General features: G+C 35.0%; 14 protein-coding genes. 4 read left to right on the plus strand and 10 right to left on the minus strand.

Annotated features, from left to right (window positions below; all coding sequences use genetic code 11):
* Position 1: 1 nt before the first annotated feature.
* The 3 genes from NSQ89_RS16565 to NSQ89_RS16575 all read right to left on the minus strand — a co-directional run bounded on the left by NSQ89_RS16565 (position 2) and on the right by NSQ89_RS16575 (position 4,790).
* A complete protein-coding gene (locus tag NSQ89_RS16565) occupies positions 2-358 on the minus strand; it encodes an arsenate reductase family protein (RefSeq protein WP_047942278.1) in 357 nt (118 codons plus the stop codon).
* Positions 359-611: 253 nt separating this feature from the next.
* The gene (locus NSQ89_RS16570; protein ID WP_047942279.1) at positions 612-2,366 is read right to left on the minus strand and encodes an acyl-CoA dehydrogenase family protein; all 1,755 of its coding nucleotides are present in this window, start codon (positions 2,364-2,366) and stop codon (positions 612-614) included.
* A gap of 51 nt (positions 2,367-2,417) precedes the next feature.
* Positions 2,418-4,790 carry a 3-hydroxyacyl-CoA dehydrogenase/enoyl-CoA hydratase family protein gene (locus NSQ89_RS16575; RefSeq protein ID WP_341132930.1) on the minus strand — a complete coding sequence of 791 codons (2,373 nt, stop codon included), beginning with the start codon at positions 4,788-4,790 and terminating at the stop codon, positions 2,418-2,420.
* 203 nt (positions 4,791-4,993) lie between these two features.
* Here NSQ89_RS16575 and NSQ89_RS16580 point away from each other — a divergent pair, with 203 nt between their 5' ends.
* From NSQ89_RS16580 to NSQ89_RS16590, 3 genes are all read left to right on the plus strand, one after another.
* Positions 4,994-5,128, plus strand: coding sequence for a YuzL family protein (locus NSQ89_RS16580; RefSeq protein WP_082138326.1), 135 nt, complete (start codon positions 4,994-4,996; stop codon positions 5,126-5,128).
* Between the two features lie 21 nt (positions 5,129-5,149).
* Entirely contained in the window at positions 5,150-5,422 is a 273-nt protein-coding gene (locus NSQ89_RS16585) for a hypothetical protein (protein ID WP_047942281.1), read from the plus strand.
* Positions 5,423-5,600: 178 nt separating this feature from the next.
* Positions 5,601-5,939 carry a spore coat protein gene (locus NSQ89_RS16590; protein ID WP_047942282.1) on the plus strand — a complete coding sequence of 113 codons (339 nt, stop codon included), beginning with the start codon at positions 5,601-5,603 and terminating at the stop codon, positions 5,937-5,939.
* Positions 5,940-6,023: 84 nt separating this feature from the next.
* Here NSQ89_RS16590 and NSQ89_RS16595 read toward each other — a convergent pair whose 3' ends face one another.
* The 3 genes from NSQ89_RS16595 to NSQ89_RS16605 form a co-directional block, all read right to left on the minus strand.
* A complete protein-coding gene (locus NSQ89_RS16595; RefSeq protein WP_047942283.1) occupies positions 6,024-6,272 on the minus strand; it encodes a DUF2573 family protein in 249 nt (82 codons plus the stop codon).
* A gap of 208 nt (positions 6,273-6,480) precedes the next feature.
* Positions 6,481-7,626 (minus strand): rod shape-determining protein RodA, encoded by a 1,146-nt coding sequence (gene rodA, locus NSQ89_RS16600; protein WP_047942284.1) that lies wholly within the window; start codon positions 7,624-7,626, stop codon positions 6,481-6,483.
* 346 nt (positions 7,627-7,972) lie between these two features.
* The gene (locus NSQ89_RS16605) at positions 7,973-9,259 is read right to left on the minus strand and encodes a methyl-accepting chemotaxis protein (protein ID WP_341132931.1); all 1,287 of its coding nucleotides are present in this window, start codon (positions 9,257-9,259) and stop codon (positions 7,973-7,975) included.
* A gap of 452 nt (positions 9,260-9,711) precedes the next feature.
* On the opposite strand from NSQ89_RS16605, the gene NSQ89_RS16610 reads away from it, so the two are divergent.
* Entirely contained in the window at positions 9,712-9,903 is a 192-nt protein-coding gene (locus NSQ89_RS16610) for a hypothetical protein (protein ID WP_141231662.1), read from the plus strand.
* A gap of 147 nt (positions 9,904-10,050) precedes the next feature.
* Here the strand turns inward: NSQ89_RS16610 and NSQ89_RS16615 are convergent, their stop codons facing one another.
* From NSQ89_RS16615 to NSQ89_RS16630, 4 genes are all read right to left on the minus strand, one after another.
* Positions 10,051-10,785, minus strand: coding sequence for an amino acid ABC transporter ATP-binding protein (locus NSQ89_RS16615; protein ID WP_047942286.1), 735 nt, complete (start codon positions 10,783-10,785; stop codon positions 10,051-10,053).
* Positions 10,786-10,842: 57 nt separating this feature from the next.
* Positions 10,843-11,544 carry an amino acid ABC transporter permease gene (locus NSQ89_RS16620; protein WP_095320544.1) on the minus strand — a complete coding sequence of 234 codons (702 nt, stop codon included), beginning with the start codon at positions 11,542-11,544 and terminating at the stop codon, positions 10,843-10,845.
* Positions 11,531-12,352: an amino acid ABC transporter substrate-binding protein gene (locus NSQ89_RS16625; protein ID WP_047942290.1), complete on the minus strand. Its 822-nt coding sequence runs from the start codon at positions 12,350-12,352 to the stop codon at positions 11,531-11,533. Before NSQ89_RS16625 ends, NSQ89_RS16620 begins: the two co-directional genes overlap by 14 nt.
* Before the next feature lie 199 nt (positions 12,353-12,551).
* Entirely contained in the window at positions 12,552-13,097 is a 546-nt protein-coding gene (locus NSQ89_RS16630; RefSeq protein ID WP_047942291.1) for a hypothetical protein, read from the minus strand.
* Between the last annotated feature and the right edge of the window lie 174 nt (positions 13,098-13,271).

Raw genomic sequence — 13,271 nt, forward strand, 5'->3', positions numbered from 1 at the left:
CTTAAGCCCAACTTTCTTTAAACATCTCTTCTTTAAAGCCTAATGTTACTTTATTTCCATCTGTAGTTAAAGGGCGTTTAATTAACATGCCATCAGAAGCAAGCAAATCTAGTAATTCCTCATCCGACGCTTCCTTTATTTTATCCTTTAATCCAAGATCTCTGTATTTCTGACCTGAAGTATTGAAGAATTTCTTTAATTCAAGGCCACTTTTTTTATACAAATCCTCTAATAACGCACGAGAAGGAGGATTGTCCACAATATGTACTTCTTCATATGACACATGATTTTCATCCAGCCACTTTTTCGCCTTGCGACAAGTTGAGCATTTTGGATACCAATAAAAAGTAACTTTCATTCCATCACCCATAATCTATGTATTTTGAAACATTCAACTAAATATTATCACAATTTGATATAAAGTAAAACTTCAATCAGTGCCCACTTGTGCCAACTGTTATTTCCTTTCTTGCATTTTTCAGCTATTTCTTTAAGCAGGATAGATTACGACAGAATCAAACTAGATGAATCCCTCAATCGATTGACTAAAAAGAGGGTTCTTCTGATTCGTTTATTCCAGAAGAACCTGTTTGACTATTTATGATTACGCCTTACCCAAGATACTCTCCAGCTGTTAATAAATGTTTAGCAGCCTCTCTTTTCCTTGCAATGATTGGCTTTGGTGTGTATCTTGTATATTTCTTTAATACAGATAGTGCTAATCTTAGTTCATCACCGCTCAGCATATATGCTAACGTGTCTATTGCCTCTGTGATTACTTGTTGAAAGGCCTCTTGGCAATATATTTCGGTATATAATAATTTTTGTTTTTCTTCTTGCCCATTTTTCCCCATTGCCTTTTCTGTTCTTAAAATACAAGAATCCATTGCAAATACAGCATTAAAAATATTTGCTAGATTGACCATAATCTCTTGCTGCTCTTCCAATTTTTCTTTATATTTTTTCAACATCATTCCAAATAGCAGATAACTGATTTTTCTAGTATTGGAAAGAAGCATTTTTTCTTGGGATAGCAGCTTATCATCCGGCTCTTTCGGTAGGAAGGAGAGCATTTCCTTTTCCGTCATTTTGGCTAGTGCCAACAATGGGATTTCTCCTTTTAAACTCTTTTTAGCTAAGGTAGGAGGAATTAATAAGCGATTAATTTCATTTGTTCCTTCAAAAATGCGGTTGATACGCGAATCGCGATACATTCTAGCAATATCATAATCTTCCATAAATCCATTGCCACCATGGAGCTGCACACATTCATCTACTACCATATCTAATACTTCTGAGGCAAAAATTTTATTTAAGCTGCACTCTATAACATATTCATTTATGATTTTCGCCATTAGTGTCCATTCTATATCTGCATCTACTCCATCCATGGCTGAGGACAGTAATCCTGCTGTACGATAGACACTACTTTCTGCCGCGTAAATATATGCTGCCATTGTTGCATACTTTTCAAGCGTAAGCGGAAAATGAGATAATGGAGCCGAGAATTGCATCCGCTTATCCGTATAAGCAATCGTCTTTTTTAATGCTTCTTTACTAGCACCAATTGCTCCCAGACCAAGCTTATAGCGACCAATATTTAAAATATTTAGTGCGATTAAATGGCCTTTTCCGATCTCTCCTAGCACGTTTTCCACTGGTACATCGACATGATCAAAACGAACGGCGCAGGTGGAAGAGCTCTTGATTCCTAATTTATTTTCTTCTTTCCCTATTGAAACACCTGGAAAGTCTTTTTCTACAATAAACGCAGTAAAATGTTCTGAGTTTACTTTTGCATAGACGATAAAGACATCTGCAATTCCTGAATTAGTAATCCACTGTTTTTCGCCAGTAAGGGAATAGTGCGTGCCTTCCTTATTTAAGACTGCAGTTGTTTTTATACTAAGAGCATCAGATCCTGCTGAAGGTTCCGTTAACGCATAGGAGGCGATTTTTTTACCAACGGCTAAATCCGGTAAATATTTTTCCTTCTGCTTCTTATTTCCAAATAAAACAATTGGTAATGAACCAATCCCTATATGAGCCCCATGGGTTACAGAAAATCCCCCTGCAACAGACATTCTTTCAGAAATAATGGCTGTGCTGATTTTATCTAAACCCAAACCGCCATACGGTTCTGGAATATCTGAACTTAACAGACCCAGATTCCCTGCCTCTTCCATCAGCTGTTTTGTTATTGTAAATTGGTGATTTTCCATCTCCGCCAAATGAGGTAGTACTTTTTTCTGAACAAACTCACTTGTCATTTCTGCAATCATTTGATGCTCTTCTGTAAAATCCTCTGGAGTAAAAATTGCGTCTGTGGTGACCTGTTCCGTTAAAAAACTTCCACCCTTTTGCATAGTAATCCTATCCTTCCTTTCTTCCAGCACTTAATGTTTATGATCAAAATATTATATCTTTTTCGTCGTTAATGGTTTTCCTGTTTGCAATAGATAAAGCATTCTTTTTTGTGTCTCCTGCTCTTGTATTAATTGGATAAACGCTTCTCTCTCTAAATCTAATAAATAGTCCTCTTCCACTAATGTACCAAATTCTACACTGCCACCTGTAAGAACCGTAGCAAGATTGCTGGCAATCTCGGCATCATATTCTGAGATAAAACCTATTTTTTTAAGTTTATCAACTTCTTTCATTAAGAAGTCATAACCCTTTTTACCTGTAACCATAATCTTTTCTTTTTTAGCCGCTTGAAACTTTTCATCCGCTAATTGTAGAACTGCTCTTTTTGCATCTCTTAATAAAAATCGATCATTATTAGTTATCCCATCTCTCTCTGTTAAGAAGCCTAGTTCTTTCGCTTGAACCGCAGAGGCAGCTACCTTAGCAGTCAAAATGGTCTGAAATACTTCTACAGTAAGCTTCAGCATTTCCTCTGGTAAAAGTTGTTGATTTCCCTGCCACTTATTGCAATATAAGGCTGTTGTTCCGCCTCCGCCAGGGATAAGCCCTACCCCTGTTTCTACTAGTCCCAGATACGTTTCTAACGATGCTTGCACCTTACCTGCCGCCAGACAAATTTCTGCTCCTCCTCCCAATGTTTTTTGATAAGGGGCAGCTACCACTGGCTTCTGGCAATATTTTATGCGCTTCATGGCTTGCTGAAAACGGCGGACGGCTATCTGCAGCTCTACAATATCCTCATTTTGGGCTTCTAATAGCATTAAAGCTAAATTAGCCCCTAGACTAAAGTTCTTTTTTTCACTGCCTATAATCAGCCCTTTATATGCTTCTGACTCTACTTTTTCGATCGCCTTATCAATCATCGCGAGAATATCCATGCCAATGCTCATATTGGAGCTGTGTAATTCCAGTAATAATACTCCGTCTCCGATATCCATTAAACTTGCTCCATTATTGGAAAGAAGCACGCCTCTTTGCTTCTTCCATTCTTGTATGCATATTTGGTCCTCACTTTTTGGAATAGGCAGATAGTTGCCTTGATGGTAATAATGTTCTACTCCATTAATCTCTTTATAAAAGGATTCAAATCCTTGATCCAACATTTCTTTAATCCATCCAGGAATCTCTCGTGAATCTTTTTCCATTCGTTCTACTGTAGATTTTAGTGATAGTTCATCCCATAAACGAAACGGCCCATTTCTCCAATTAAATCCAGACTGAACAGCTTGATCTATCTCATAAATAGAATCGGAAATCTCCCCAACCATTTTGGCTGAATACAGTAAAAATGGAGCAATTCCTTTCCAGAGAAATTGTGCTTTTGGATTTTTTTGTTCTAAAAATAGAGGAAGCGATTGTTTCGCTGCTTTCTTTTTCATTCCAGTCAAATTCTTATACGTCCATGTACGATAATCTAGAACTTGTAGCCCCTCTTCCGTTTTTCGATAAAATCCCTTTTGTACCTTTCTGCCCAACATTTTTTTCTTAAGCATTTCTTCTAATAAAACAGGAATTTGGTACATCTCTATTTCTTCTGTGTCATTCATTTTTCCTTGCATATTATGAATAACTTGATAAAAAGTGTCTAATCCAACCATATCTAGCGTATGAAAGGTGGCACTTTTTGGACGACCAATTAGTGGACCTGTTAATTGATCAACCTCTTCGATTGTTAAGTCTGCCTTTATCATTTCTTTTACAATATTTAAAAAAGCAAAGGAACCAATCCTATTTGCAATGAAGTTAGGAGTATCATTCGCTTTTACTACTACCTTTCCTAATTCTTCTTCTGCAAATTGACTGATTGTTTTTACAACATTTGAGGCAGTAACTTTAGTAGGAATAATTTCAAGTAATTTAATATAACGAGGTGGGTTAAAAAAGTGTGTACCTAAAAAATGGGCCTGAAAATCTGGAGAAAGATTTTCTTTCATCTGGTTAATCGATATACCAGAAGTATTGCTGCTGATAATAGATCCTTTTTTACGGTACTGATCTATCTTTTTAAAGAGTTCCTTCTTTATTTGCATATCTTCAATAATTGCTTCCACAATCCAATCTGATTCTTTTAATAAGGCAAAATCATCTTCTAGATTCCCAATTGTTAGTTGCGCTAAATTATTTAAAGATGTAAGCGGGCTGGGGGATTCTGATTTCATTTTTTCAATAGCAAGCCTGCCAAATCGATTCCTCACAACCTTATCTTTTAATGTAAGTCCTGCTTCTATTTCTTCTGTTAATAACTTAGTTGGCACGATATCCAGCAGAACCGTAGAAATTCCTGCATTAAGAAATTGTGCTGCAATCGCTGCCCCCATAACTCCAGAACCAATAACCGCAGCTGATTTTATCTCTTTCACCATGCATCCTCCTTGAAAAATGTATTAAAATTTGATGGTTTTCAAATGGCTTTAAAAAGGCTCCATTACTCTTTGTACGTCCAAGTGACGTGATTTTTAACAATAATTGTGTCAAATTATTCGTTTTTTCTCCATGCCGTGTACTCATTAAATAAGAAAAATAGGAAATGCTAGTAAAGAAATAGTAAAGGGAGGTGTATAAATAAATGGCTCGTCTTAAGAAGAACCCTTCTAAAGCAGGAGTTAGTGCGGCAAGTGTAAAAGGTAACGCTGGTCCAACAGTTGAAACAGATGGTGGCGGAAAAGTTAACAGTCAAAATAATCAATATAAAAAGCAATAGTTTAACAGGAGGTCGATTTTGATGCAGCAGCAACCAACTAATATGACACAACCTAACGGGATGATGATGAAACCACCTGTTATGGTAACAGTCAAAGATTCCCTTTACTTAACAGATATGCTTTCTTGGAATTTACTAGCAATGAAAAAAGCGCATTTTTTTGCACAAAATGCCCAAGATCCGGCAATTAAATCTCAACTTGAGAAATGTGGACAAATGCATCAGCATCATTATGAAAGAATACTTAGTCACTTAGATACTAATAGTCAGCCAATGGTACAGCAACAGCAATAGATAGTAACGAAAAAAATTAGTGATTGTTTATTCAATTTTGCTCATTCTGCTAAAGAGATTGCCAAACCTTTTTTAGTTGACTATGCCTTTTGTAGAATGAGCACCTTTTCTTCGTAAAGGACTTTGAATAAGCAATCATCTTACTAAAACAATGATTTTATGAGGGAGGACAAAGAAAATGGATCAACAAAAGCCAATTCAAAACCCTGAGTCACAGGTTCCCAAAACACCGCAAATGAATGATCGCGATTTTACTAACGACATGCTTTCAACAGAAAAATACATGACTGATGCTTATTCAACAGCTTTAAACGAAGCTAGTAATGAAACACTCTATCAAGATTTATTATCCATTTTTACCGAAACACAAAATATGCAAAGAGAATTGTATGATTTAATGTTTCAAAAAGGATGGTATAAGCTTGAAGCTGCTGAGCAACAAAAAATCCAGCAATCTTATCAGCAATTCAAAGGATACAGTAACCAATTTCCATATGGAAACACCACTATTCAGTAAAACTCTCATTTTTTATCCACCCAAACACATTGTTATGGGTGGTGTTTTTTTACGCTTTGTCCAGCTTTCTTTATAGCATATGTTTTATTTTTGATTTTGTTTTCTTATCTCATTCATTTTTTTTATTTCCGATATAATTTGAACTATTGTTTGTTTCCCATCAGGGAATTTAGCATTCCAATGTTTTACTAAACCTGGCATATTTTTGGACATATAGGTATAGAGCATCCATATTTGCACTTTTTCCTTTAATTCCTCATTCTCTTCTCCAAGAAGTAATTCCGTATAATTACTCAATAAGGCGTCAAACTCCTCTTGAAATTTCTCGTCCAATTTCTATTCCCCCTTCGATTTTCATTGACAACGTGATTGAGTTGCTCTATTATAAGAGTACACCTAATGATAATGATTATCAATATCATTAACTTCCCATAATTGATATTCTTTCCTTTTCTTTCCCCCTCATTTAAAGAATCGAGAAAGAATACACAAAAAGAGGCTGCTTCCCTGTCAGCCTCTTTTTGTCGTTAAATAAAAACCGTTATTCATCACTAGAAAACATATATTTTTTATAATGATATCGAATGGAAAAAATCAATCCCATCGAAAGCATATTTCCCATCAAGGAACTACCTCCATAGCTAATAAAAGGGAGTGGTATCCCTGTAATAGGAAGAATTCCTACCGTCATCCCAATATTTTGGAAAACATGAAAACAAAGCATACTAATAATCCCTACGCTCATACAAGTATAAAAAGTATTTTTTGTTTCTAAGGCAACTTTTGTTATGTGATAAATAAGCAAGAAAAATAAACTAATAATAATACTAGCTCCAATGAAGCCAAATTCTTCGCCGACTACACTAAAAATAAAATCAGTGTGATTCTCCGGAAGCACTACTTCACTTGTGCCAACACCCTTTCCCGTTGTCTGGCCAGAACCAATTGCAAGCAAAGACTGTGTTAAGTGATATCCCGTTGTACTTTGGTATGTATAGGGATCTAACCAGGAATAAATTCTTCCCATCTGATATTCCTTCACTCCAAAATACATGGTAATCCAATCTGGATGCCAAATAACAAGGTAGAGGACAGCTGTTGCAATCACAGCAAAACTAGAAAAAATCGGCGTTAAAATCTTCCAGGAAATACCGGATATAAAAATCATCCCCAGCATAATAGCAAGAAAAACTAAGGAGGTTCCCAAATCTGGCTGCTTCATGACAAGAAGAAGTGGAGGTACCGTTACAGCTCCAATTTTAAATAAGAGAAAAAAGTCACTTTGTATCGTCTTTACTATATACTTTTCCTGATGATCTACAATGATTCTTGATAGTGCCAGTACTAAAAATACCTTTACAAACTCAGAAGGCTGCAGAGAAAAACCAGGTAAAGTGAACCAACTTTTGGCACCATTAATTTCTCGGGCAATACTGGATGGGGCGAATATAAGCACTACCAATAAGAATAGACCAAAAGCATACAGATACCAGGTCAGTTTCTTCAACTGATCCGAATCTAAACGAATTACGCCAATAATAATACCTATACCAACTACATAATACATAACTTGCTTTAACACATAGGATGAGTTTGCTCCATATATAGCAATAAGGCTAGTTAAACATAGAAGCATTAATATTAGAACAAGTGTATAATCTATTTTCGATGAATTTTTTGGGGACATATTGTCATTGCTCCTTGTTCAGTAAAACTTTTAATAGCTTATCATTCTTCCATTCAGAAATAATCATTTTTCACCATTTATATTTACCCCTAAATAAATAGAGTCATTCACACACATTTACAATTCTCCATTATATTTGTATTTGCATGAAATAACAACTTTCGACAATCATTTTTATAAAATTATTTATTTTCATTTCTAACTTTAACCAAATTAATAAAAAACTGTTTAAAATGTCATATAACTTACTCTTTTTATTTTCCCCCAAAAAAAGAGAATGATCAAATTAGCTCCACACCCAGAAAATATTCTGGGATGTTAACTGCTACTTTGACCACTCTCTTATTTAGCCTTCTACATGTATGGTTTTTGTCAACTCCACTAAATCGTCTGCAATTTTAGCTAATGATTTAGTGGAGGAAGTGATTTCTTCCATTGCCGCCAGTTGTTCCTGAGAGGCTTCTGACACGTTCATGGAATTTTGACTGTTTTCCTTGGCAATGCCAGTAACTTGATCTACCGAACCTGCAACCTCTACTATATTCGTAGAAATTTTATGAGCAGCCTCTAAAATACTTTCCATTTGCTGACTCATGGATAACATCGATTCCGAAATTATCGTAAACTTTTCTTTTGTATCATTGGTAATATCAATGCCGTCTTTTACTTCCTCTGTCACTCGTTTCATTGTTTTAACAGAAGATAGAGTATCTTTTTGAATTTCATTTACCAGAACAGCGATTTGCTCAGCGGACTGATTGGACTGTTCTGCCAATTTCCTTACTTCCTCTGCTACTACTGCAAACCCTTTGCCTGCTTCGCCAGCCCTAGCAGCTTCGATGGCTGCATTTAATGCCAATAAATTTGTCTGATCAGCAATTTCTGTTATAACATTTAAAAATTGACCAATCTCCTGGGAACGCTCTTGTAATAATACAATAGAGTCATTCGATTCTTGCACTGAATTTTGAATCAAACTCATTTGCGTTACAGTATTATCAACAACTGCTTGTCCTTCTTTAGCTTTCAATACAGTATTATGAGTGCTTTTCACCATTTCTTCTGTATTCTTCGCAATATCTTTAATTTCATTATTCACAACAGCAACCGAATCAACAATGAAATCCATTCCTTTTGTCTGCTCTTCAGAACCAGCAGCAACACTTTGAATGGCAGCTGAAATCTGCTCTGATACATGGTTTGTTTCCACTGTATTAGCAGTCAGCTTTTCGGCAGAAGCATTTATTTGTTCAGATGTTTCATTCACTTTTTGTACTAAGTTGCGAATAAATTCTTTCATCAAAATAAACGCATCTGTTAGTTGGCCAATTTCATCATTAGAAGCTTTATGAATTTCAATATCTAATTCGCCTTCTGTAATTTTCTTTGTTGAATGCAATAATTTTTTCAGAGGAGAAATAATGATTCTCCGTGTAAATAATGCGACAATAACAGTTACAAAAATTAAATTAATGACAGTATTAACAAAAATACTGAATTCTTGTGGGAAGAAGCCGGCTTCTAGAATCATCTCATTTAGCTTAAAGGATACCATGGTGCTAAATAATGTAGCAAAAAAGATAATCACAATCATTTTTGTTCGTAAACTGCGAAAAATACTTCGTTTCTTCATATATATTCTCCTTCTTACCCTATAGTTATATATAGCTGTTTTTATACCAAGATAAAACTTTAACAATTATGTAATAAGACCTATTAATATCCAATATTAATAAATTGTTATAAATTAAATAGTTGTTTATACCTATTTTACAAAAAACAGTGTATTTAAGCAATTTTTATCCTTTTCCAAAAAAAAGGGGTATAGCCAAACGTACGGCTATACCCAAAGTGAGAGGAGGTTATGGGGTTACGGTATAAAGAATATGCTGTGTATTCAGCTTCTAAGAAGGTGATACAAGCTATTCTTTATACTTATTAGATATGCTTTTTTATAAAATCAGTGAGGGCTTATCCCCTTTATTAATAAAAAAGGGCAATCATCCTTTTGCCTTTTTAACGGTAGTATATTTCATTATTCGGACATATACTACATTATAAAGATTAGCGGAAAGAAGGTTCTAAATGAAAAACACCTTATATGTAAACTCCATCATCTATTGCTGTTTGTTGACTGTCTTTGCGACGACTCTTTTTTATATACTGACTGGTTTAACCGTTTTTACTATTGCCTCCTTGATTTCAGGGGTGTTAGTAGCTTTCATTAGTTTATTAGAAGAAGAGGTCATCCATAAGAAAATCCATGACGAACATTGAGTTTATTAAAAAAAAATAAATTAGTCTTTTATGTATAAAAAAAGAAAAAGGGGACCACAATGATACTACAAAGTGTAATTCCCCCTTTTGTTTAGAGCTGTTTCAGATTAATTCTCGCTTTTGAGAAATTCCTGACCAGCTCTTTTTTTATTGAATTAATTGAAGAAATTGCCGTGTTCTTGCTTCTTTAGGGTCAGAGAAGATTTCATGCGGGCTGCCTTTCTCTACAATATAGCCACCATCCATGAAAATTACTTCGTCCGCAACTTCTTTCGCAAATTTCATTTCATGGGTAACAATAATCATCGTCATGCCTTCATTCGCAAGTTGCTTTATTACTTTTAAAACTTCTCCAACAAGCTCTGGATCCAACGCAGATGTTGGTTCATCGAATAACATTACTTCTGGTTCCATCGCAAGTGCTCTGGCAATGCCGACTCGCTGCTGCTGCCCACCTGACAGTTGGAATGGGTAAAAATCGATTTTATCACCCAGTCCTACTTTATTTAGTAAATCAGCCGCTTTCATGCTTGCCTTTTCTTTTGATTGCTTTTTCACCGTGATGGGACCTTCCATCACATTCTCAATGGCAGTTTTATGGGGAAAAAGATTATAGCTTTGAAAAACCATTCCTGTTAATTTTCGAAAATCTGTTATAGCCTTTTTCGTTACTTTCGTCGAGAAATCCAATTGCTTATTCTCTATTGTAATATGACCACTAGTTGGTATTTCTAATATGTTTAAACATCGAAGCATCGTCGTTTTTCCTGATCCAGAAGGACCAATAACAACAATGACTTTCCCTTTGTCCACTTCTAAATTTATGTCCTTTAATACTTGTAAATCGCCAAAATGCTTAGACAACCCTTTAATTGAAATCATGATGTTCGCTCCTTCCTCTATCGATTATTTTAGTCTTCCTGCCTAATAGAAGCTTTTTTATTTACTTAAGTGACGGCCGAATCGATTTTCCAGTCCTTGCTGGATAATAGAAAGAGGGAAACAAATAAGCCAATACAATAGGGCTACCTCTGAATATAGCAATAAGAACTCATAATTCGTACTTGCGATTTCCTGTGCCTTTCGAAACATTTCTGTTACTAGAATTAAGGCTGCTAGAGACGAATCTTTAATTAAACTGATAAATGTATTAGACAATGGCGGAATCGAAACACGTGCAGCCTGTGGCAAAATAATTCTTTTTAAATTTTGAACATAGCTCATCCCAATGGAATAGCCAGCTTCCCATTGACCATTAGGAATACTTAAAATGGATCCTCTGACTATTTCCGATCCATACGCTCCAACACTTAATGAAAAACCTATAATAGCTGCTATAAAAGGTTCGAGCGTAATACCAACATTGGGTAACCCGTAAAAAATAATAAAAAGCTGTACGAGTAATGGTGTTCCGCGAATGATGGAAACATAGATTCCAGCAATCGCCCGAAAAATTTTTATACTGGATAATCTAGCTAAAGCGGTTAATACAGCTAAAATTATCCCAATAATAAAGGATATAATGGATAGTGGTATCGTATATAAAATAGCCCCCTTCACCAAAGGAAGAAGGGAACTAACTGCTATATCATAATATCGTTGGAATGCTTCTGGGTCAGTAAAAATGCTATTTAAGTACATCTTCTCCGAACCATTTCTCTGATATTGATTTATACGTACCATCATCAATCATTTCTTTAAGTGCTTTATTTACCGCTTTAACTAATGTATCATTTCCTTGTCTAAACATTAAACCACTATGCGCTACATCATCAGCAGTATCGACAATTTTAACTTTTACATCTGGCTTTTGCTTTTTAAAATCTAAGAAAGATAATTTATCATTAACGGTAACATCTACTCGTTTGGCGTTAAGAAGTTCAATCGCTTGATTAAATCCATCCACTCCAACTAACTCTGCACCATTCGTTTTGGCAATTTCCGCATAATTACTTGTTAATGATTGTGCTGACTTTAATCCTTTCATATCTTTAAAACTTTTCACATCTGAATCTTCTCTCGTGATAAGAACAGCAGCAGAAGAAATGTAAGGATCAGAAAATGTATACTTCGCTTTTCTTTCATCATTAATCCCTACTTGGTTTGCAATCATATCAAAGCGCTTTGCATCAAGGCCTGCAAACATGGCATCCCATTGTGTTTCCTTAAATTCAGCTTTCACCCCTAAACGTTTTGCCACTTCTTGTGCAATTTCCACATCAAATCCAGTTAGCTTCCCAGAATTATCATGAAAAGTAAAGGGAGGGTATGTACCTTCCGTACCAACTATTAATGTGCCCTTATCTTTAATTTGTGCCAATAAATCTGCGTTGCTATCAGCTTTTTTATCTGCAGAATCTTTTGATCCCTTATCTGAATTGCTGCCACAAGCAGCTAATACAATGGTAATACTTACCAACAAACTTAATAATATACTAAATTTTCTCATATTATTCCTCCTTATTCCGATAAGACTTGTCAGCAATAGCTATCATAGTATAGGGGATTACCATTTGTCAAAGCATTGATTCTCCTTTTTATTTTCACCAAAAGTTCTGACATTAACCATGTGAAATATATCCATTTGATACAAAAAAAAGCGACCTTTTAAACGGTCACTTTTTTCCAATTATATAAAAATAAATGCATTAGGCTGCCGGCTTTCTGAAAACAAGTGAGTATTGATGTAATTTCCCTTCATAGACTTTTTGCATTTTATATTCATCTAATAAATCATAGGGGGTCATTAAACATGGAGGCTTATTAAAAAATAGGACACCACTGTCATGCAAAATCGATGCAACAAATTGCGAACAAAAATAAGCATTTTTACGATTATATGGGATTTTTAGTAAAATAAATAAAAGCCCAAGTAAATTGTAGCGATAATTTCTTTGTTCTTTTTCCATCTGCTCAATTTTTTTCTTCATGTTTTCATATTGTGTTTGCGTAACAGAAATGGAATAAATAATACACCTACTGTTTCGAAAAAAACTATGCTGGACATTTTCCTTCACAAATCCACCGATAAATGGATTGCTTGGCTTTCTTCTTCCAAAACTATAAACTTCATTTAATTGCGGATCAAAAGAAATAGATGCATGATTATGGGGCTTTCTTGTAAAAAATTTAATACAACGTGTAAATAAAGTGCCTGTATCCGTTAAAATAATATATACCTTTCTTTCAGTCACACAAACACCCCTCCTTCGCATTAATATTTACTTATCGAAAAAGCTGTTAATCCTGGCTTCTTTTGTAAACACCTTCGAATAAAAGTTATAATCTTTAGGACTCCTCTTTGTTATCATATAGAGTTTAACCCCGGCTGGAAACAAACTCTTGTATTATTTTTATCTACGTCTTTA

The organism is Niallia sp. FSL R7-0648, assembly GCF_038007005.1.
Classification (GTDB): domain Bacteria; phylum Bacillota; class Bacilli; order Bacillales; family Cytobacillaceae; genus Niallia; species Niallia circulans.

What these genes read in the sequence shown, in the direction of transcription:
- NSQ89_RS16570 (WP_047942279.1), bottom strand. Translation starts at nt 2,366, where the DNA reads ATGCAAAAGGGTGGAAGTTTTTTAACGGAACAGGTCACCACAGACGCA.
- NSQ89_RS16620 (WP_095320544.1), bottom strand. Translation starts at nt 11,544, where the DNA reads ATGTACTTAAATAGCATTTTTACTGACCCAGAAGCATTCCAACGATAT.
- NSQ89_RS16610 (WP_141231662.1), top strand. Translation starts at nt 9,712, where the DNA reads ATGAAAAACACCTTATATGTAAACTCCATCATCTATTGCTGTTTGTTG.
- rodA (WP_047942284.1), bottom strand. Translation starts at nt 7,626, where the DNA reads ATGTCCCCAAAAAATTCATCGAAAATAGATTATACACTTGTTCTAATA.
- NSQ89_RS16585 (WP_047942281.1), top strand. Translation starts at nt 5,150, where the DNA reads ATGCAGCAGCAACCAACTAATATGACACAACCTAACGGGATGATGATG.
- NSQ89_RS16565 (WP_047942278.1), bottom strand. Translation starts at nt 358, where the DNA reads ATGAAAGTTACTTTTTATTGGTATCCAAAATGCTCAACTTGTCGCAAG.
- NSQ89_RS16590 (WP_047942282.1), top strand. Translation starts at nt 5,601, where the DNA reads ATGGATCAACAAAAGCCAATTCAAAACCCTGAGTCACAGGTTCCCAAA.
- NSQ89_RS16575 (WP_341132930.1), bottom strand. Translation starts at nt 4,790, where the DNA reads ATGGTGAAAGAGATAAAATCAGCTGCGGTTATTGGTTCTGGAGTTATG.
- NSQ89_RS16625 (WP_047942290.1), bottom strand. Translation starts at nt 12,352, where the DNA reads ATGAGAAAATTTAGTATATTATTAAGTTTGTTGGTAAGTATTACCATT.
- NSQ89_RS16615 (WP_047942286.1), bottom strand. Translation starts at nt 10,785, where the DNA reads ATGATTTCAATTAAAGGGTTGTCTAAGCATTTTGGCGATTTACAAGTA.
- NSQ89_RS16580 (WP_082138326.1), top strand. Translation starts at nt 4,994, where the DNA reads ATGGCTCGTCTTAAGAAGAACCCTTCTAAAGCAGGAGTTAGTGCGGCA.
- NSQ89_RS16605 (WP_341132931.1), bottom strand. Translation starts at nt 9,259, where the DNA reads ATGAAGAAACGAAGTATTTTTCGCAGTTTACGAACAAAAATGATTGTG.